General features: G+C 62.6%; 16 protein-coding genes. 12 read left to right on the top strand and 4 right to left on the bottom strand.

What is annotated here, in order from left to right:
* Nucleotides 1–15: 15 nt before the first annotated feature.
* From PCO31110_RS20395 to PCO31110_RS20350, 10 genes are all read left to right on the top strand, one after another.
* On the top strand, nucleotides 16–2,382 hold the full coding sequence (locus PCO31110_RS20395; protein WP_306439171.1) for a hypothetical protein: 2,367 nt from the start codon (nucleotides 16–18) through the stop codon (nucleotides 2,380–2,382).
* A 19-nt stretch (nucleotides 2,383–2,401) separates the two neighbouring features.
* Nucleotides 2,402–4,108 (top strand): glycosyl transferase family protein, encoded by a 1,707-nt coding sequence (locus PCO31110_RS20390; protein WP_010808735.1) that lies wholly within the window; start codon nucleotides 2,402–2,404, stop codon nucleotides 4,106–4,108.
* Nucleotides 4,105–6,339 (top strand): NfrA family protein, encoded by a 2,235-nt coding sequence (locus tag PCO31110_RS20385; RefSeq protein WP_150691281.1) that lies wholly within the window; start codon nucleotides 4,105–4,107, stop codon nucleotides 6,337–6,339. The genes PCO31110_RS20390 and PCO31110_RS20385 overlap by 4 nt, the downstream gene beginning before the upstream one ends.
* An 8-nt stretch (nucleotides 6,340–6,347) precedes the next feature.
* Complete coding sequence (locus tag PCO31110_RS20380; RefSeq protein ID WP_168162885.1) at nucleotides 6,348–7,049, top strand: alginate O-acetyltransferase AlgF; 702 nt, start codon at nucleotides 6,348–6,350, stop codon at nucleotides 7,047–7,049.
* 88 nt (nucleotides 7,050–7,137) lie between these two features.
* On the top strand, nucleotides 7,138–8,121 hold the full coding sequence (locus tag PCO31110_RS20375; RefSeq protein WP_150691280.1) for an alginate O-acetyltransferase AlgX-related protein: 984 nt from the start codon (nucleotides 7,138–7,140) through the stop codon (nucleotides 8,119–8,121).
* 7 nt (nucleotides 8,122–8,128) lie between these two features.
* Entirely contained in the window at nucleotides 8,129–9,241 is a 1,113-nt protein-coding gene (locus PCO31110_RS20370; RefSeq protein ID WP_010808731.1) for an alginate O-acetyltransferase AlgX-related protein, read from the top strand.
* A gap of 141 nt (nucleotides 9,242–9,382) precedes the next feature.
* Entirely contained in the window at nucleotides 9,383–11,284 is a 1,902-nt protein-coding gene (locus tag PCO31110_RS20365) for an HAD-IIIC family phosphatase (RefSeq protein WP_150691279.1), read from the top strand.
* A complete protein-coding gene (locus tag PCO31110_RS20360; RefSeq protein WP_010808729.1) occupies nucleotides 11,281–11,532 on the top strand; it encodes an acyl carrier protein in 252 nt (83 codons plus the stop codon). The genes PCO31110_RS20365 and PCO31110_RS20360 overlap by 4 nt, the downstream gene beginning before the upstream one ends.
* A 50-nt stretch (nucleotides 11,533–11,582) precedes the next feature.
* Nucleotides 11,583–13,175, top strand: a complete 1,593-nt coding sequence (locus PCO31110_RS20355; protein ID WP_010808728.1) for an MBOAT family O-acyltransferase — start codon at nucleotides 11,583–11,585, stop codon at nucleotides 13,173–13,175.
* Between the two features lie 9 nt (nucleotides 13,176–13,184).
* Entirely contained in the window at nucleotides 13,185–13,592 is a 408-nt protein-coding gene (locus PCO31110_RS20350) for a VOC family protein (RefSeq protein ID WP_010808727.1), read from the top strand.
* Nucleotides 13,593–13,628: 36 nt separating this feature from the next.
* On the opposite strand, the gene PCO31110_RS20345 is transcribed toward PCO31110_RS20350, so the two are convergent.
* The gene (locus PCO31110_RS20345; protein WP_036662284.1) at nucleotides 13,629–14,615 is read right to left on the bottom strand and encodes a DUF4434 domain-containing protein; all 987 of its coding nucleotides are present in this window, start codon (nucleotides 14,613–14,615) and stop codon (nucleotides 13,629–13,631) included.
* Between the two features lie 216 nt (nucleotides 14,616–14,831).
* On the opposite strand from PCO31110_RS20345, the gene PCO31110_RS20340 reads away from it, so the two are divergent.
* Nucleotides 14,832–15,056 carry a hypothetical protein gene (locus tag PCO31110_RS20340; protein WP_010808725.1) on the top strand — a complete coding sequence of 75 codons (225 nt, stop codon included), beginning with the start codon at nucleotides 14,832–14,834 and terminating at the stop codon, nucleotides 15,054–15,056.
* 121 nt (nucleotides 15,057–15,177) lie between these two features.
* Here the strand turns inward: PCO31110_RS20340 and PCO31110_RS20335 are convergent, their stop codons facing one another.
* The 3 genes from PCO31110_RS20335 to PCO31110_RS20325 are packed head-to-tail and all read right to left on the bottom strand — an operon-like array spanning nucleotide 15,178 to nucleotide 19,552.
* Nucleotides 15,178–16,317, bottom strand: coding sequence for an acyltransferase family protein (locus PCO31110_RS20335; RefSeq protein ID WP_010808724.1), 1,140 nt, complete (start codon nucleotides 16,315–16,317; stop codon nucleotides 15,178–15,180).
* Nucleotides 16,318–16,322: 5 nt separating this feature from the next.
* Entirely contained in the window at nucleotides 16,323–17,312 is a 990-nt protein-coding gene (locus tag PCO31110_RS20330; protein WP_010808723.1) for a DUF6492 family protein, read from the bottom strand.
* Nucleotides 17,313–17,332: 20 nt separating this feature from the next.
* Nucleotides 17,333–19,552 carry a GumC family protein gene (locus tag PCO31110_RS20325; RefSeq protein WP_150691278.1) on the bottom strand — a complete coding sequence of 740 codons (2,220 nt, stop codon included), beginning with the start codon at nucleotides 19,550–19,552 and terminating at the stop codon, nucleotides 17,333–17,335.
* Between the two features lie 206 nt (nucleotides 19,553–19,758).
* On the opposite strand from PCO31110_RS20325, the gene PCO31110_RS20320 reads away from it, so the two are divergent.
* Complete coding sequence (locus PCO31110_RS20320; RefSeq protein WP_010808721.1) at nucleotides 19,759–20,475, top strand: polysaccharide biosynthesis/export family protein; 717 nt, start codon at nucleotides 19,759–19,761, stop codon at nucleotides 20,473–20,475.
* The last annotated feature ends 59 nt before the right edge of the window (nucleotides 20,476–20,534 follow it).

Raw genomic sequence — 20,534 nt, 5'->3', positions numbered from 1 at the left:
TCGGGAGCGCCGACCGTGTCCGATCACGTGTACGCGAATTTGCCGGATTTGCCGGTGCCGTTCTACTCCGTGCCGTCGCGTCTGCGCAACGTCACGTCAACTCACGGAATACCCATGCCGTTGCCTAATCGGATGACCACCCACAGCGTTTCCTCCCGCCAGCCGTCGCGCGCGCAGCGCGCCGTGAGCCGTGCGACTTCGACCCTGGCGCTTAGCGCGCTGGCTGCCGGCGTGATGCTGCCAGCCGTATCTCACGCTAGCGCGCTGGGCGACGGTGTCCGGGCGTTGGGGGCGGGCGCTAACCTATCGCGCACCATTGCGCTTGCCGACCTCGGCGTCACGGCGCCGATCGTGCTGTCTGGTGACGCAAACCAGGATTTTTATCTTCCCGTTCCGAAGGGGTTGCCGCTGGCCGACGCTTCGCTCACCTTCGATGGCCGCTATCTGAAGGGGGAGAAGGGCCCGGCTTCGGTCGTGCTGTCGATCGACGGTCAGCCCCTGACTTCGCAGTCGGTGCCGGATGGCGACGGGCCGCTTCAGCGCAGTCTGGCCGTGCCGTCGCGTCCGCGCGACACCGGCTTCGTGCGCCTCGGTGTGAATTGGCATTCGCGCACCGGCACCTATCGCTGCGAGCCGGATCATTCGCTTGCCAATTCGGTGACGATCATGCCGCAAACGCGTCTGACCTATCGAATTGACCAGAAGTCGGTCACCAGCCTGGACGACGCGTGGAGCACGTTGCCGGGCTCGCCCGCGCTGCTCATTGCATCGAAAACCCTGAGCAAGGAGGCGTTCGACAGCGCATGGCGTATCGGTGTCGCGCTTGAGCGCAGCGGTAAGCGTGTGGTCGTGCGCGCACTGCCGGCCGTGGGAGATACGGTGGACACCCGCGATGTGGTCGTGCCCGCCGCGCTTGCCGGCGTGCCTGCGTTTGCCGCCATCAAGGACAACAATGCGGCGCACAAGCTGGCCAACGATGCCGAACTCGGCGCGCTGCTGGCTGTCGGGGCCCCGGCAGTGAGCGGCGAAATCGCCGTTTCGGACGCTGCGATGCGCACGCGCCTGGCTACCGCTTTCGACGCACTGCAAGGGCAACTGGTCAACGACAGCGATGCCACGGACGCCTTCAAGACATGGCGTGCCCAACGTGCACCGCTCGCTACCGATGCGCTGGGCGCGAATCAGATCCGTCTGCTGTCGATGGGCAACCGGTCGGTGATCGCCATTGCCGCCGGCGCCGGTGCGCAAGCCTCCGGTCTGTTCGACGATTCGCTGCGCCGCGTGTTGCTGTCGAGCAATGTGACCGCACCGATCGCTCGCACGCCGGATATCGAAGACAAGCAAGTCGTGCGTCTGTCGAGCCTCGGTGGCTCGGCAGATAGCTTCGACGTACTGGCGCGCGGCGACTGGGTGGTGAGTTTCCCGCTCTCCGCCGTGGCCTCGGGCGGCAGCATGCCCGGCGAGATCTCGCTGTATCTGTCGGCGGCGCCTGGTCCGGCGACTTCCAAGCCGGTGGCGACCGTGTTCTGGAACGGCATTCTGCTGGCCGCGAAGCAATTGGATGCCAATGGCCGTCCGGAACAACTCAAGGCTCGCGTGCCGGGCTATGCGCTTGGCGTGACCAACAATCTGCGGGTCTCGGTGCAACGCCAGCCGTATTCGGCCGACTGTAACGAGATTCCGCAGGCTTATCCGGTCAATGTGCTGCCCGCTGCCAGCTATGTCCGCCCGGGCAAAGCGGAGCCGGACGGCACCTTCGTCGGCCTGTTGCCGCTTATGGCGGGCAACGCGCAACTGATCGTGCCGGAACGCTATCTGCAATCGGCGCCCGAAAATATCCGCCGTGTGATCGGTATCGCAGCGGCGAGCGGTCTGTCGCCCTCGCGTGCCGAATTGACGGTGGCGCCCACCGACAAGAGCGTGAAGCCGGGCAAGCCGTTCGTGGCGATGGAAGTGCAGGTCGATGGCGCGAAGCCGTCTGCGGTCGTGACCGATCGCAAGCGTCTGGAGATCGGCGGTAAGGACGCCAAGTGGCTCGACATCACGGGTCTGCAACAGCTGTCGACGGCAGAGGTCGTGCGCGGCGGCGGTCAAGACGGTCTGCTGTGGTACGCCATCGGTGAACCGAAGGCCGATGTCGGCGTGCCGTTCCTGCTCAACCGCGGCAATCTGGCAATCATCGGACCGGCCGGTCCCGTGGCATGGATCGATACCAGCAACCCGGACGCGAGCTTGCCGCCGGGCGCAGGTGAAAGTGCGTTCTACGAGTGGCGCCGTTACGTCTCGTGGGGCGTGCCGACGATCGCCATCGTGCTGCTCATCTTCCTGACGCTGCTGGTGCTGGCGCTGCGTGCAGGCCGAAAGAACAAGAACGATCGTTAAGCACTCGCAGCAGGTCGACGTGATCTCTTCGCTCTATTGGCCGTATCTGGTCGCCGACTACTACCACGCGCTCGAAATCGTGAGCGCGGTAGTCGGCGTCGTCATTTTGCTATCGAGTCTCGACGACCTGTTCGTCGATCTCTGGTACTGGGTGCGCCAGATCTATCGGTCGCTGTTCATTCGGCGGCGCTACACGCCGTTGCAGGCGTCGCAGTTGCGTGCGGTGCGCGAGCAGCCGCTCGCGATCATGGTGCCCGCGTGGCTGGAGTACGACGTGATCGCGGCCATGCTCGAGAGCATGGTGGGTACACTCGAATACAAAAACTACATGATCTTCGTCGGCACGTACAAGAACGACGACAAGACGAAGACCGAAGTTGAGCGTATGCGCCGCCGGTATCGCCAGCTCGTGCACGTGCAGGTGCCGCACGACGGTCCAACCTGCAAGGCCGACTGTCTGAACTGGATCGTGCAGGCAATTTTCAAGCAGAACCAGTCGCAGCCCGAGCCGTTCGCGGGCGTGATTTTGCATGACAGTGAGGACGTGCTTCACCCGTTGGAGCTGAAGTACTACAACTACCTGATGCCGCGCATCGACTTCATTCAGTTGCCGGTGACATCGCTTGAGCGCGAGTGGTATGAACTCGTTGCCGGCACGTACATGGACGAGTTCGCCGAGTGGCACACCAAGGATCTGGTGGTGCGCGAGAGCATGTCGAAGATGGTGCCGTCGGCAGGCGTGGGAACTTGCTTCTCCCGCAGAGCGCTCGAAGAACTCGCGGCAGAGACAAACAACCAGCCGTTCAACACGGACACGTTGACCGAGGACTATGACATCGGTCAGCGTCTGTCGCAGCGCGGCATGAAGCAGATCTTCGGCAAGTTTCCGGTCGAGTATGTGACCAAGCGGACTTCGCTGTTCGGCTTCGGCAAGGAGAAGATTTCGACGATCAGCATGCCGCTGGGCATTCGCGAATACTTCCCCAACACGTTCAAGACCGCTTACCGTCAGAAGGCGCGCTGGACGCTGGGTATCGGCTTACAGGGCTGGGCGCAGGTCGGCTGGGAAGGGTCGCTCGCCACGAAGTATCTGCTGTTTCGCGACCGCAAGGGTCTGGCGACATCGTTCGTGGCGATTCTCGCGTATGTGCTGCTGCTCAACTTCCTGATCTTCCTGCTCGCGGACAAGATGGGCTGGTGGAAGATTTATTACCCTTCGGTGTTCCCGGCGAACGGCTGGCTCGTGACGCTCATGGGGATCAACGCCGCAGCGCTCGCACTGCGCGTTTTTCAGCGCAGCTACTTCGTATTTCACATGTACGGCTGGGAGCACGCGTTGCTGGCGTTTCCGCGCATGGTCATCGGCAACTTCATCAACGCGATGGCGGCCGCCCGGGCATGGCGCTTATTCATCGTTCACCTGGTGACGGGCAAGCGGCTGGTCTGGGACAAGACGATGCACGATTTCCCGTCTACCGACCAGCTCTCGCAACAGCGTCAGCGTCTGGGCGAGCTGCTCATGTCATGGCAAGCCATCGACGAGACGAAGCTGGCGTATGCACTCGACGTGCAAAAGCGCGAAGGCCGCCAGCTTGGCGAGATTCTCATCGAGCAGGGCTGGCTGGACGAGGCAACGCTGCACGAGGCGATTTCATTCCAACAAGGCGTGCCGATTGTCCCGGCATCGCAAGCAGGACCCCCTAAACTGAGTAAGACGGCCACATGATGTTCTTCACCCGTTCCCTTTGCTACACCGCCGTGCTGGCCAGTCTGTCGGCCGGCGCGCTTGCGGCGCCAGCCAGCGCGGCCGTTGAAGCCCCGCTTGAAGGGCCGGCGTGGCAATTCGGGGACGCCGCATTCAAGGCGTACAACCGTAAGGACTACAAGGGCGCCGAGGCACAGGCCGCCAAGGCGCTGGCCTTGCGCCCGGACGTCACGAGATTGTGGTTGCTGCGTATCTACGCCTTGCAGAACATGGGGCGTACGAAGCAGGCGCTGGAGATGGCAGAACAGGCCATCGCTCAGGGGCACCGCGATCCGGCGCTGAGCGCGGCCCGCGAGAACCTGCGTGCGTCGCTCGCACCGAAAGCGGCGACAGGCAAGGGCGATGCCGTTGGCGGCACGATGCAGTCACCCGCGTATAAGGCAGGCGATTCGGCCTACAAGGCGTATGCCGCCGGCCGCTACGATGAGGCCGAACGCAACGCCCGGGAATCGCTTCGTCTGGCGCCTGGCAATTCGGGCATGCGCAGCCTGCTGATCTATTCGCTCGAGCGTCAGGACAAGGTGCAGGCTGCTGCCGATGAGGCCGATGCGGCTCTTCGTCTCACACCTGACGACGAAGCGTTTCAGGCGTTGCGCGATCGCATGCACCGGCGGCTCGCGCCGGCTCCCGCGATGGCGGCATGGGACGCTTACCGCGAGCGCGACTACACCAAGGCCGTCGGTCTGGCGCGTCAGGCTGTCCGGCAGGCCCCCGACGTGCAGAGCTATCACTATCTCCTCACTGGCGCGCTGCTGAGCGAAGGGCAATATGCGGAGGCCGACGCCGCCGCGTCCGATGCGCTTTCGCAGGACGGTGAGGATGCGCTGTCGCTCGCCATGCGCGGCTTTGCGCGGCAGAAACTCAATCGCCCGGACGACGCGCGCAAGGACCTCGACAAAGCCGTTGCACAGGACTGGCTCTCAGAGCCGCAACTCGCGACGGTCAAGCGCATTGCGTCCGACACGCTGCGCCCGGTCGACACGCGTCGCGTGCGCGGCCCGGCCGACGAAGCGCCGGTCGTCTTCTGTACGTCGGACTCGCAGGACGTGCTGTGCAACCTGTTGCCGGCCGGCTCAAGCCTCGCAGGCAGCGGCCCCGGCTACGAAGCGGCAGCGCAAGCCTATGCCTCGATGGCGAAGAAGGATTACGATGCAGCGGCAAAGTCCGCGCGTGAGGCGCTCGATGCTGCACCGGACAATCAAGCGTATCGTCTGCTGCTCGTCAACGCCCTTAGCCTGGCCGGGCACAAGGATGAAGCCCGCGAGGTCTATGCGCCGATCGCCACGCGTACCGATGTGCCGCCGGAGAGCTTGCTCGACGCGGCTTACAGCGCCCAGCGTCTCTATGACAACAAGCAGGCGAGCTTTTGGTTCTCGCGTGCGATCGATGCCGCCGACGCTGGCCAGATCGAACTCGAACCGCAGGCACGGCAGAACGTGCGGCAGGCCGTGTCGGATCTCGATCGCACCTGGGGCTTCGTTGCGGCGCTTGGCTACGGCACCGTCGGCGTAATGAACTCGGCCTTTTCACCGTCGCTGAGCGCACGCAAGACCTTGCAGTCCTCGGAAGAGATCTACTGGCGTCCGCCCGTGATCGGCAACCGTGACGGCAGCACTTTCGAAGTCTACGCACGCATGAATCAGGCGCTGTACGACGGCACGGGAGGGGTGACCGGGCTCTCGACGAACCAGGGGGTGCTTGGCGCGCGCTGGAAGCCGTTCAGTCGCCAGAACTTCGTGTTTGCCGTTGAAAAATTCATTCCCGCCGGCAGCAACAGCCGTACCGACTGGCTACTGCGCGCGGCGTGGTCGGAAGGCGAGGGCGGCGCTCTGCGTGTCGACAAGTCGAATTGGCAGTACTGGCAGTTATATGCCGAAGGCGACTACTTCATCGACCACCCGCAGACGCTTGGCACTGCCGAAGCCCGCTACGGCCGCTCGTTCCGCATGGACAGCATCAACAGCAATCTTGTGCTCACCCCGTATCTGGGGGCCACCGCCGGATTCGACAGCCTGCTCGCGCAGCGCTTCACGATGGGCGTCGGTCCGGGCGTGACGGCACGCTGGTGGTTCCGTGAAGATAAGTATCATGCGCCGCAATCGTTCATCGATCTGAACGTGCAGTACCGCGTGCGCATCGCAGGCGACGATCGCTCCCAGGGCATCTTTGCCGGCCTCTATTTCTCTTATTGATGACGAATATGTTCGCATTGCTCAACCGTTTGCCGGGTGAAGGCAAAGCCCTGGCCGCAGCAGCACTGGCGGCCCTCGGCACAGCGGCGCACGCCGCCCCTGCCGACGATATCGCAAAGCTGTACGCGTTGCCGCCCGACGGGTCAGTCTACGTGCGTGTGCTCAACGTCGCCAACACGGCCGTCGGCGTGCAACTGGGCGCCGGCGCGAAGGCCGAGTCGCTCGCAGCGAACGACAAGATCGTGTCCGACTACCGCGTGCTGCCGGGCGCTCAGGCGTATGTCCTCAAGGTGAACGGGCGCACCGTAGAGGTGGCGAGCAAGGCCCCGAAGGGCGGCTTCGTGACGCTGGTGGTGGACGGCGCGCAAGCGAGCGCACCGGTCAAGGTCATCACCGACGTGAGCACCGTGGTCGACGGTCTGAAGGCGGAGTTGGCGATATACAATCTCGTGCCCGGCTGCACCGCCAAGATCGGCGTGGCGAACGGTCCGACCGTTTTCCCGAATGTGGCCGACGGCACACGCGCTGCGCGTGCCATCAATCCCGTCTCGGCGTCGCTGGTGGGCGAATGTGCGGGACACGCCTCTGTGCCGCTGGCGCTTCCGCCGTTAAAGGGCGGTGACCGCTACAGCCTGTTCCTCGTGGGGACGGCACAGTCGCCCGTGCTGGTCGGGGCAACTAATCGGGTGCTGCCCTATCGGGCTAACTGAGGTTCGGCCTGAGCTATAGCACCTGTTGCGGTAACCGACGCGCGCAGGTGTCATCGTCAGAACACGACAATCCATCATCGTAAGCATCATGAAACTGAACGCTGATTTCCCGAGAAGTGCCCGGAAGCTGGTGTCTGGCCTGCTGGTCGCCTGCGCCTGCTTTGGCGCCGTGAGCGCTCAGGCGCAAGCCGTACTCATCGGTAAGGACGACTGGCTGTTCTATGCGCAGGACAACATGACCGACGCAGGCCGTGCCGGCATCGATAATTCGGTGAATCTCATGCGCTCGGCGCGCGATGCGCTCAAGGCCAAGGGCATCGGTCTGGTCGTGATCGTGGCTCCGCTCAAGGCCCGTTTCTACGAAGACAAGCTGCCCGCAGGAACGGCCATGGCGCCGGCGGTACGCGATCGGTATGCGCAGATGATCGACAGCCTGCGTCGCGCCGATATTCAGACGGTCGATCTGATGCCTGTGCTCAAGGGTGTGGCGCACGACAACCAGACCGCGTTTTTCCAGAAGGACTCGCACTGGACCGCGTGGAGTGCCGAAGCAGCGGCCGCCGCGACCGCCGACGTCATCAAGAAAAACTGGTCGCTGACCGGCCAACCGGGCACCGGCAAGAAACTGGGCAATTGGATCAAGGAACGTCGTTTCGCCGATTTCGCAGACTTGATGACGGCCGCACAGCGTAAGGCGGTGGGGCAGGAAATCTACGTCGTGCGCTCGAACAAGGCCGAAGAAGGCGGTCTGCTGGACGATGTCGCTTCCCCGGTTCACGTGGTGGGCAACAGTTTCGTTCAGCCGTACCTCGGCTTCCCGCAGGCGCTCTCGGCGGATATTGACCGGCCGGTCGGGCTCACGTGGAAGTACGGCAATTTCGGGCCGTGGGCCGTGTTTGCGCAGTATCTGGAATCGCCGGCTTTCCAGCAGGCGCGTCCGCAAGTGGTGGTGTGGCAACTCAACGAAGTGCAGATGCTGTACGGCCCGAACACGAGCGGCCAGTGGGACGCCGCTTCGCTCATGACTGATGCTGCATGGCGCGAACGTGTCGCGGCCGCTATCGCCAAGTGATGCGCCCATGAGCTTGTCGACTTCTTCGCCGGATGCCGTAACAGCACCGCTCGCGCAGGTCTCGCATCGACTGACGGCCTGGTGCTTCGGGTTGATGATGGTCATCGGCCTGATCTACGGCGTGTATGAGTCCGCCAAGGCCGGACTGGGCGATTTTGCGCCGAAAGCGTGGCTCGACGGCACGGCAGGAAAACGCCTCGATGCTTCGCTGGCCCTGCCGTTTCGCGACACGATGGAAACGGCAGACGCCGCCTGGCGCTACCGAGTGCTGGGACAACTGGGCACCCAGGTTCAGCAGGGGTGCCCGGGGTGGTTGTTCTACACCGACGGCGTGCGCGCACCCGTTGGGGATGTGCGCGCCGTGATTGACAAGCGCATTGCGTTGATGCGCCGGCTCACCGCGCAACTGCGTGCCGATAACGTCAAGGTGCTGGTGGTGACCGTCCCGGACAAGTCGCGTATCGCTGCGAACGCGCTTTGCGGCATGACGCGTCCCGTCGGCACCGTGATGGGACTCGCGCAGTGGCAGCAGGCACTCGACGTTGCCCACGTGGCGCATGTGGATCTTGCGCAAGTTCTGCAACCCATGCCCGATGCTTTCTATCGCACCGACGTGCACATGAATCAGACCGGTGCGGCCGTTGCAGCACAGGCCGTAGCGAAGGCGGCACTGCCGCTGGTGGGGGAGAAGGGCGAGTTGCGCTACGACATATCGCGCGCGCCGCGCGCTGTGCCGCGCGTGGGCGATCTGCTGGTGCTGGCCGGATTGGCGAAGGCCCCCGACGGTTGGCGTCCGGCCCCGGATAGTTACGTGCCGGAGACCTTCACGTTACCCGCCAGCGGTGGGTTGCTCGACGATGGCCCACCCGTCGAAGTGTTGCTGGCCGGCAGTTCGAATTCGCGTCGCAGCAACTTCGCCGAGCAATTGGGACAGTCGCTCGGTCAGTCTGTCTGGAATCAGAGTCGCGACGGCGGCAAGTTTGCCGATGCGCTCGTTCAGGCCATGCAGGAGCGCGAGCGCTGGCCGAAGAGCCTGAAGCTAGTGATTTGGGAGATGTCGGAGATGTCACTGCTCCAGCCGTTGACGGAGCAGGAGAAGGCGCTGCTGGATGACCGTTGAAGCACACGAGCGACATCGGGTACATCGAGGATAAGGCCAGACGTGCCTACGTTGTGATAGCGGCCGATAGGGTGAATATCGGCCCCGAAAGATTGCCAGGCGCGCGTTGCACGCCGTCATTTTTTCTCTCTGGATACGCTCATGCCGGAACTGAATTGGTTGCCTTGCTCGCCCGACTGGGCGCAGCAAGTGGATGCCTTGCCGAGGGATGTCGCGCCCGCATGGAGCGAGCTGACGAGGCTCGCCAACGAGAACCTGGACTTTGTGCAGACTGCGAAGCTCGACAAGCGTCTGATCAAGGCCTATGGCACGCAGGCGCCTACGGCGCTGACGACACCGCCGGTGCGTCTGGCCGTGCTCGGTTCGTCGACGATGGACCAGTTGCTGCCAGGGCTGCGCGTTGGCGCGTTGCGTCGCAATCTGTGGATGCAGATGTACGTGCCCGACTACGGCCAGTACCTGCGCGAAACTCTGGACCCGTCGTCCGGCCTTTACGCTTTCGCGCCCAACGTGGCGCTGTGCGCGTTCGATTCGCAGCATCTGATCGGCAATGAGACGGCGGCAATGACGGCCACCGATGCCGACGCAATCGTGGCGGGCGCGATCGACAATCTGCGTGAGCTGTGGCGTCGCCTGCGGGAGGATATTGGCGCTCACGTCATCCAGCAAACGCTGATGCCGACGCAGGTGGCGCTCATGGGCAACAACGAGCAACGCATGCCGGGCGCTGCGCGCTGGCTTACGCACCGTTTGAACAAGGCGATGCGTCAGGCTGCCGACGAGGCCGGTGTCGATATCCTTGCACTCGACGACGCATGCGAGCAAGACGGCCTGAACGCGTGGCACGATCCGCGTCTGTGGTTGCGCGCGAAACAGTACGTCACGCCAGCGGCAGCGCCGGCCTACGGCGATCTGGTGGCGCGTCTTATTGCTGCGCGCCGAGGTGCGAGTGCGAAGTGCCTCGTGCTCGATCTGGACAACACGCTGTGGGGTGGTGTGATCGGCGACGACGGTCTGGCGGGTATTGTGCTGGGCCAGGGTAACGGCGAAGGCGAAGCTTACGCGGCGTTCCAGCGCTATGCACGCGATCTGACGCGCCGGGGTGTGATCCTCGCCGTGTGCTCCAAGAACGACGAAGCCAACGCGCTGCAACCGTTCACGTCTCATCCGGAGATGGTGCTCAAGCGCGACGACATCGCATGCTTCGTGGCGAACTGGCAGGACAAGGCGAGCAATTTGCGCACGATCGCTTCGCAGCTCAATATCGGTCTCGATGCGCTGGTGTTCGCCGACGACAATCCGTTCGAGCGCAATCTGGTGCGGCGAGAACTGCCGATGGTGAACGTGCCGGAGATGCCGGAGGACCCGGCGTTGTACGCGTCGACGATCGCACGTGGCGGGTACTTTGAAGGCGTGACGCTGACCGCCGAAGATCGCGAGCGTGCCGGTCTGTATCAGGCGAACCTGCAGCGTGAAGCGATGCGTACGAGCCAGAAGGATCTGGCGTCTTATCTGGCCAGCTTGCAGATGGTGCTCGAATGGAACACGTTCAACACCACCGATCTGCCGCGCGTCGTGCAGCTCATGGGCAAGACGAATCAGTTCAATCTGACAACGCGCCGTCACACGGAAGATGAAGTCCTGGAGATGATGCGCGATCCGCGCGCCGTACTGCTGCACTTCCGTCTGAAAGACAGTTTTGGCGACAACGGCATCATCGCGGTCATTGCGGCATTGCCGGACACGAAAGCCGGTGCCGAAGGCGACTGGCGTATCGACACGTGGCTGATGAGTTGCCGCGTGCTCGGCCGTGAGGTCGAGCGGGCCACGCTGGGCGTGCTGGCCGAGCAGGCGCGTGCCGCCGGGGCCAAACGGCTGATTGGCGAGTATATTCCGACAGCGAAGAACGGCATGGTCAAGCATCACTACCAGAATCTTGGCTTCGCATCGCTTGCAGAACACGAGAACGCCACCGAATGGGTGCTGGACCTTGGCGAGTTCTCTCCACAAAGTGCACCCATGGAAATCAGGAGCATGAAATGACCGACACCGAAATCCTCGACGCGCTGACCGATATCTTCCGCGACATTTTCGACGACGACGCCGTGACCATTACGCCACAATCGTCCGCAGCGGACTTCGACGCCTGGGATTCGCTCTCGAACGTCAACATCATGGTCGCGACCGAAATGCGTTTCGGCGTGCGTTTCAAGACTTCGGAAGTCGAGGGACTGAAAAACGTCGGTGAACTCATCGAGTTGATCAAGAAACAACTGGCTGCCAAGCGCTGAGCGCACGTCAGCCGTAAGGTCTCGCGACTATTCGATACAGATTCCCCGGTATGCTGTTCAATTCCCTGCCATTTCTCCTGCTGTTCCTGCCCATTTCGCTGGGCGGGTACTACCTCGCTGGAGCGTTGCGCCCCATCGCGGCCGCCGCATGGCTGTGCATCACCTCGCTGGTGTTCTACAGCTGGTGGAACCCGGTATTTGTGACGCTGCTGCTCGGGTCGATCGCGTTCAACTATGTCGTGAGCCTTGCCATTCTGTCGACGGAAAACCGCCCGCGCCTCCAATCGTGGATTCTGACGGGGGGCATCGTTGCGAATCTCGGGCTGCTCTTCTATTACAAGTATCTCGTCGCGTTACTCGACTTCCTCGCCGGATATGGCCTCGGCTCGCATAGCGTGAGCGAGATGATCCTGCCGCTGGGAATCTCGTTCTTCACGTTCACGCAGCTCGGCTTTCTGCTCGATTGCCGCGCGGGTGTGGTCCGTGAGCGGGGTTTCGTGAGCTATGTGTTGTTCGTCACGTTCTTCCCGCACCTGATCGCCGGTCCGATTCTGCATCACAAGGAGATGATGCCGCAGTTCGCCGACCGGGAGAGCTACCGGTTCAAGGCCGAGAATCTGTCGATCGGCGCCACGCTGTTCATCATCGGTCTTGCCAAGAAGGTATTGCTCGCGGACAGCATCGCGCCGTGGGCCGAAGCAGGCTTCAATTCACCCGGCGAGTTGCAATTTTTCGCGGCATGGGGCACGGCGCTGGCCTACGCGTTGCAACTGTACTTCGATTTTTCCGGCTATTCGGATATGGCGATGGGGCTGGCGAAGATGTTCGGCATCCGCTTCCCGCTCAACTTCAACTCGCCCTACAAGTCGACCGGCATCATCGAGTTCTGGACGCGCTTTCACATGACGCTCACGCGCTATCTGACGGCCTATCTTTACAACCCGGTTGCCATGACCATCACGCGCGCGCGCGCTCGCAAGGGGCTGTCGGTCGGGCGCAAGGCGACGGGGACGGCGCGCGGCTTTAGCAGCATGATCTTGTTTCCGACGGTCTTCACGATGGGACTCGCCGGTGTCTGGCACGGGGCCGGGTTGCAGTTCCTCATTTTCGGTCTGCTGCATGGCACGTATCTGAGCGTGAATCACGCGTGGCGCCAGTTCGGTCCGAAGCGTGCGCAACCGGCGACGGGATTCGCACGCGCAGGGTACGTCGTGCTTACCTTCCTGTGTGTGGTGTTCGCGCTGCTGTTCTTCCGCGCGCATAGCACGCACGATGCTTTCACGCTCGTTGGCAACTTGCTCGGCATGAACGGCCTTGAGCCGCTCGCTCCGGTGTTTTACCCGTTGCAGGCGTTGACGCACGCCGATCCGAGCTGGACGGCAGGCGACATTCTGCGTCTGTTCCTGGACCGCTGGAGTCAGGGCCTGCTGATCGCAGTGCTGCTCGTGGTGGTCTGGTGCGCGCCAAACTCGAATCAGATCATGAACGTGTACTCTCCTGCGCTGGAAGGGCCTGCCGCAGGCGCACCGCGCTGGCTGCAATGGCGCCCGACGCTGGTGTGGACCGTGCTGTCGACGGTCGTACTGGCCTATGCCGCGCTCAATCTGCACAAGACGGCCCGCTTCCTATATTTCCAGTTCTGACGCCCGATCATGTTGACCGACCTTGGTTGCACCTTTCATCACATCGGCATTGCCTGCCGCGATCTCGATGCCGAACAGGCCTATTGGGAAGTGCTGGGCTATTCGTTGGAGTCGCCTGAGTTCGAAGACCCGATTCAGCGCGTGCGCGGACGCTTTCTGACGGGACCGGGGCCGCGTCTTGAACTGCTCGCGCCCAGCGCAGAAGGATCGCCCGTGGAGGGCGTGCTCAAGCGTCGTACGAAGATGTATCACCAGGCCTTCGAGACCCGCGAATTCGATCGCACGCTGGCGGCGCTGGAGGATACGGGCGCACGCCGTACGGCGGAGCCCGCGCCGGCGATTGCCTTCGGCGGCCGCCGCATCGTTTTCCTGTTCCTGCCTAACGGGAACATCATCGAAATCGTCGAAGCGGCCTGAACGTGCAGGCGTCTCTGAACGACGCCTGAGAACGTTCTAGCGCATCGCCGACTGCCAGCGGCGCAACAGCGTGCGCGCTTGCGGCGTGTCGCCAAGCACCCACGGATCCACCGCGAAGGCGATCACCCGTTGCGCGCCATAGTCGCGCGCGATATCCCACTGCTTCTGCACGCGTGAGAAGCTCGCGGCATGTGCCTTGAAGTCGGTGCCATCCTTCTTGCCGTCCGGCGCGCTCTGGAACAGTTCCAGAATCAGATCGAACTTCGTGCCGCCCGAGAGGAAAAGCTCGCGAAGCGGGGCAAGGGCGTCGTAGTTCTCGACCCCCCATTCGCCGACGCCGTCCTGAATCATGGGGTAGACGTCGGTTCGATTCAGCAGTGTGCGCCACATGTCCTGCAATGTGCCCGGCCCCTGGAGATGGCTATAGAACGTGGAGATCGACGGGGCACGTCCGCAGGAATCGTGCGACAGGCGCGAGAGCGTGCCAAGCCAACTGGCGATCTTGTCGAGTCGCACCGGATCCGACCAACTGTATTGCTCCAGTTCGTAGGGCAGATACCAGCCGCGAAACGCCGGATGACGCGGCCACGCCGAGTCGCGCAAGGTGGCGGCGACACGGTCGTGCGCGTCGTTCAGATAGCTGTCGAGGGCGGTGGCGTCGGGGCTTCCGAGGACGGCCCACCAGCGTTCGTCGTAGGGCACCCCCAGATGCACCCCCATACCTTGGGCGGCACATTCATCGAGTAGACGCGAGAGAAATGCCGCCGAAGCCTGCCATTCGCTCGCCGAATTGCCGTACAGGGCGATCCATTGAACGAAGACTTCCTGGCACCCGAGCGCGCGTGTCATGGCAATGCGTGCACGCCACTGCTCGGGGCCCCAGTCCAGATGTTCGCGCCAGAGTTGCAGGAACGTGCCGCCGATGCCGACGGCGCGATCGCAGGCGGCCAGCGGCAGGCACATAGCGAGCGAGGCCGCTTGCAGCAGACGTCGGCGCATCGGGGAAGCAGGAGGGGCGAGCATTGCGGAATCGGCGAATGGAGTGAAGGGAACATTTGCGGCGCAAGCGCCAACGGCGTCATGCAGGCATCTTACCGTGGCCGGGCGCGAGGCCAAGGTTTGGCGGTTGCGGCGTCCAAGCGAAGTCGAGGTGATCCCCGGTACAATTCGGGACACTGTGCCTTACGGCGCCACCCTCAGGCGGCTCCGGCAGCGTTATCCCCTTCGAACGTTTTCCTTATGAGCAAACCTGCCCTCACCCTCAAGTTCAAGTGCACCAAGTGTGCCAAACCGGTCACGCTGTATTTGCAGAAGACGTCGGCCTGCTCGCATATCACGCCGTATCAGGGATGGTGCAAGTGCGGCCAATTGATGCGCCACGCCACGGGTGATACGCAAGCGGTGGCGTCGTTCGTCGATTCGATGGACCCGCTGTGGTCGCATCACCACCATCACCATCATTGACGGCACGGTTCCGCCCACCTCCTCATCCCCGCATAGTGCCTTCGGCACGTCCCCGGCCCGTCCCCCGGCGGGGCCATGTGGCTGGGGACGGAGCGTCTTCCGATAGCGTTCGCCGTTGCTGTCAGCGAGCGGTATTGACAGTCTGGCGTCCGCCGAGCCATGCCATGCGACGGCGGATGAGGGTTTGCGCAGGGGCTTCCAGCGCCCGATAGACCAGACGCGCCAGCGCGAAAACCACAACGAGATAGGCCGCGAGGAACCACGGGCTCATGGCGAGCGTCGCGCTGCCGATGCCGAACAGTGACAGCACGATCACGGTCGTCAACTGAAGCGGGAAGTGGATGAGATAGCTTGAGTAGGTCGTGTTGCCAAGGTTGGCAATCGGCCCGGCCAGCCGCTCGGGAATCCACGGCTCGACGACTTGCAGCAGAACAATCGACACGGGCGCAATGACCGTGGCCGCCAGATACTTCGTGCCGCCGAACACGATGCAAAAGCCGATCAAACCCAGATAGGCAGCGCAGCATAGCAACACCGTAGCAAGGCGCCGCGACTCAATCACGCGCCGCAGCCGGTCATACACCAGATGCACGCCGCCGCCCATGAAGAAATAGAAGGCGCAGAAAACGATGTTCGATTCGCTGCCCTTGATCTGGTGGTGGATCAACAGCCCGCCGGCGATGGCCGACAGGCCCATGAGCGACAACGTCCACACCAGCCCGATGCGGAAAAAACGCGCCAGCAGGAAGAACACGAGATAGATGACGATTTCCGTCGACACACTCCACACTGGCCCGTTGAACGAGTCGGTGTAAGGCGTGAGCCACCCCGATGCGAAGATCACATTGACGAAGAAATCGTAGGGCGTGTTGTACGGGTATACGAAAAACGCGTGATTCTCGCGCACGTAGACCGCCTGAAGCGCAGCAACCGCGACAAGCGTGACGATATGCAACGGATACAGCCGCGAGAAACGGTTCAGGAAGAACAGTCCGCCGGACACCCGGCGCGCGGCAATCTTCGCCAGATATCGGTTGAAGAAGATGAAGCCGGAGATCGTCCAGAAGACATTCACGCCGAGCCATCCGTAGTCGTAGAACGGATGGAGCAGGGCGTAGAAGGGCTGAGTGCTGCGTACGACGTCGATCGACGCCGTCGCCGGCTGAAAGAAGAAGTGCTGGTAATGCCAGATGAGAACGGCGAACGCGCTGAAGAATCGCAGGATCTCGATGCCGACCAACCGGTCTTGGGTACGGCTCATCGGTCTTATCCCTTGATTCCTTTCTCTCCGCGAAGTTTTCGCAGCATTTTGAGCCCCTTGCGTATGGCTGCAGAGTATATCTCTTTGCCCTTGAGCAACGGATCGACATGCCGGTCGTACGGCTGAATCGTGATCGGGAAGTAGGGCGACAGCTTGGCGACAACCTGATCGATCGGAATTTTCGTGTTGCTCTGAACGACTGCGAACATGCCATCGCTCTCGGGCGCGAAATAGTGCGCGGCGTCCCACTCCTGCATCTTGTCGGCGAACCACACGCTCTCGCTCGCGTGCAACGTGCGCTGCGGCGGCACTGCCTGCGTGTGATACCGATCGAGCAGTCCCGCGTGCTCGGCATTGAGCCAGTACAGCGTGTATTCCGTCCAGTCGATGGCGTAGTTGGCGAGCAGCACGCGCTTCCAGTCGGTACCGTTCACGGCTTCGAGCCGCTGCTGCAACGACAGGCAGAGCGAGCGAGACAACGTCGCGGGCGTCCACCAGACACCCTCGCGGTCCAGATGCGGGTCGACGTCGAGGAGCTTGGCCGACGCTTCCCAGTAGTACGGCTCGACGCTGCGCCCCTTGAGGTGCGTGACCGCACGGCCATCGACAATCAGCGAATTGAAGTCGAAGGCGTGCGTGGCGAAGCAATCCGGGTCGAAGATCAGGAAATACTCGGTCTCGATCCACTCCGGCGCGTTGATCTTGATGATCTGCTGGCGATGCCAGTTGCGGATCTGGTGGCGTTGCGAGAACTCGGCAAACGCCCCCATATACAGCGATTCGTCGATCACCTCGATGGGGAAGTCGGACCAGGCCTTGGCATAGCCCCTGACCTCGTCGACTTCGTCGTGCGGCACGATGATCACGAAGCGATGGAACAGGTCCGGCGTCGTGAAGTGGCGCAGCGACGAGAACAGGATGTCGCAGCGGCCGATGTTGTCGGCGTAATGCCGTCCCCGTGTCTTGATCGGCAGAATCGCACTGATTTGTTGCATGGTGGGTCTGATGCCGACGGTTAGAAGAAGCGATAGACGAAGCTCGGGATATACCCGCGACGATGTGTGAGCGCCACGCCGATCAGTCGCCCGCCCGCGTCTTCGACTTGTGCCTTGAGTTCTGCGACGACCGGTTTGCGCGTCACTTCGGCCCGCACCACAAGCACCGTGGCATCGGCCAGCGAGGCGTTCTCGATACCGGTGAACGACTGGCTCGACGGCGGGGCATGGACGACGATGTAATCGTGCGACTCGCGCAGCGCCTCGAACAGACGGTTGACCTGCTGCCAAGACGACGGGATCGCCCCGCTGCGCGGCTGCGCGACGACAATGTTGTGGTCTTCCACCCGCGTGAACTTGAGATCGTCGATGGCGGCCGAGTCGGCTGGCGCGGTAGCGTCGGCGTTGAGCGTGCCGCTGCCGCCGTTCGACGGCCATGCCAGGAGGCCCTGCGCATTGGGTTTGCCATACGTCGGCGAATCCGGTGTGGAGGCGATGTCGAGGATCAGGATCGGCTTGGCCGTGCGATGTTCGAGCTCCGTGGTCAGACCCTGAATGACGGACGGCAGACCGTCGTTCTTGCCCGACGAGAGAGCCATGACGACCTTGGCGTGTGCGTCGGTGGCGCTATTGATCGCTGCAATCATGCGGCCGTAGGCCAGATGCGCCGGGCGCGCGAAAGCGGGTTCGGTGTCGGCGCTCGCGGCGTTCGCAGGATGCACGGCAGCGGCACCTGCCGCCCCTGTCGCGCCCGCCGTGCCTGCAACATCCGCCGCGCCGGTTCGCCGGTCGCCGCCGAGCAGCACCGGTGCGTTGACGACCGGCAGAAGCAACGCGCGTTCCACCTGTTCTGGACTCAGGAAAGTCTCACGCATGCTCGCCATAATCAGCACCGTCAGCGCGGAAATCAGCAGGCCGGCGACGATCGATGCGGCAATCAGGAGGCTGGCCGAAACGCTGCGCTGCGATGGCGGGAACGGTGCCTGAATCACGCGCACGTTCGTGCCGTTGATCTGGCTCACCTGCCCTTGCTGCACGCGCGCGAGTTCGACCTGACGCGAGCGGTCCTTGAAGCTGTCGGCAAGAATGTCGCGGCGTGCCTGCAACTGACTCAACTGGCTCGAAACATCGCTCATCCCTTGCAGTTTGGATCGCGTTTGCTTGATCTGATCGTCGAGCGCACTTTGCTGTGCGAGGCCGCCTGCAATGCTCGCGTTGAGAACCGCCAGACGTTCCTGCACCACGTCGTAGTAGTTGTTGTGGCCCAGACGCGTCGCCGTCATCATCTGCTGCTTCTGGTTCGCGATATTGGCGCGCATGTCGGCAATCTGCTTGTCGAGCTGCTGCACGAAGGGCGACGTCGGCAAATAGCGCGAAGCAAAGTCGGCACGCTTGGTCTCCAACTCCATGAGCGTGACCTGCATGCCGTTGATCGCACGGCTGGATTCGGAATCATCCGCGTAAATCGGAATGGTCGAGCGCACGTCCTTGGTCGACGTCTGCAACGACTTCAGTTCGCTGCGGTCCTGCGCCAGCTTGGCGTCGGTTTCCAGCTTGCGTTGCACGAGTTCGGCCTCGAGCTGCACGGCGCGCGATGTCTGGTCGTCGATCTTGACGATGCCGTGCTTTTTCTGGAACGCGAGCAAATCGGCGTCGGCCTTGTCGAGTTGCTTGCCCACGTCGTCGCGCTGGCTGACCAGCAGATTGACACGGCCCGAGGTGAAAATCGACGCGCGTTGGCGGAAATACTTGTCGAGCAGACGCGCCAGGGCGTCAGCCGCCACTTTCGGATCAGTGTCCGAATAGGTCAGCGAGATGGTGTTGGCGAGGTCGTTCTGCTCGATGTGCAGGCGGCGCTCGAAATTCTGCAATTCGCGATTGATGTCGCTTTCGGTCGCCCCCGGCCCCAATTTCGACAGAATCACATCCCGGTGCAGTTCCGGGCTCGACAGAATCTGGGCTTCGACGCCGTTCAACTGGCCGGGCGGCGGCTGCATCGATACGCCGGGATTCGGGTTGTTGGTCTGATCGTAATAACCCGCGTTGAGCACCAGCAGCGTGGCTTGTGCCTTGTACGGAATGGGCACGAACAGGGCGGCGAGAATGCCGATGGCAACGATTGCGAGAAATACGGTTGTCGCAATCTTGCGGTAATAGAAGAATGTATTGAGATAATCCCGGATCGTCACGTCGACGACAGCGGCACGCCGGTCAGGCCTTGTTCTAGTCGTAATTGCCATAGAGATGCAAGAAGCGGAAAGGTTGCCCGGCCATTTCGGATGGTTGCCAGGCGCATATCTTACGGAAGAAAGTCCCCGAAAAGTCCCCCCGAAACCTGTATTGTCCTATAAATCCGACGCCGTTTTATCGCGCTTGGCGAGACGGCCGAACTGCTCTAGAGTACGCTCCAAACCGTGAAACTCCTCGGCTTCCTGCCACCTGTCCAATGAATATTCTCCGCCCGACCTGCGTACTGGTGCTGACGATGCTGACGGCATGCACCCACACGTGGGTTGACACGAAATACCAGCAAGCCGATCGCTTCGCCACCTGGGTCGACGCCACGCCGAGCCCGTACCGGTTGCTGGCCGGCGACGACATCTCGGTGGTTCTGCCATTCAACGTCGAACTCAACTACAAGGGCCGCGTTGCCCCGGATGGCACGATCGCCATGCCGTTCGCCGGTAATCTGCCGGCCGCAGGCCAGACGCTCGCCCAATTCGGCGAGACGGTCAACCGCGCCCTGGCGACCAACGGCATGACGGCCAACGCACACGCGATTGTCGCTGTGACGCAGACCGCCGCGCACATTTTCGTGGGCGGCGAAGTGGGCAAGCCCGGCGAGTTGGCGCTCACGCCGGGCATGAGCGTGATGCAGGCGGTCATCACCGCACAGGGTCTGCTCGATACGGCTCGCACCGGCGAAATCGTGCTGATTCGCCGCAGCCCGGACGGTCGTCCGATGTTACGTACGGTCGACGTCAAGGCGCTCACCCAGCAGGGCGACCCGGCGCAGGACATCGTTCTGCAATCCAACGACACGATCTTCGTGCCGAAGTCGTCGATTGCCGAAGTGGATCTGTGGGTCGACCAGTTCATCAACAAGGGCCTGCCGTTCCAGAAGAACGTGAATTACGACATCAACGGCGCACGCAGCTTCTGATGCCCCCTCTCGTCCGGTTGCCGCAAACGCACAGCGGTAGCCGGACTCGCCAAGTCTAA

Source organism: Pandoraea communis, assembly GCF_902459745.1.
Classification (GTDB): Bacteria; Pseudomonadota; Gammaproteobacteria; order Burkholderiales; family Burkholderiaceae; genus Pandoraea; species Pandoraea communis.
This window is presented reverse-complemented; position numbering and strand designations above follow the sequence as displayed.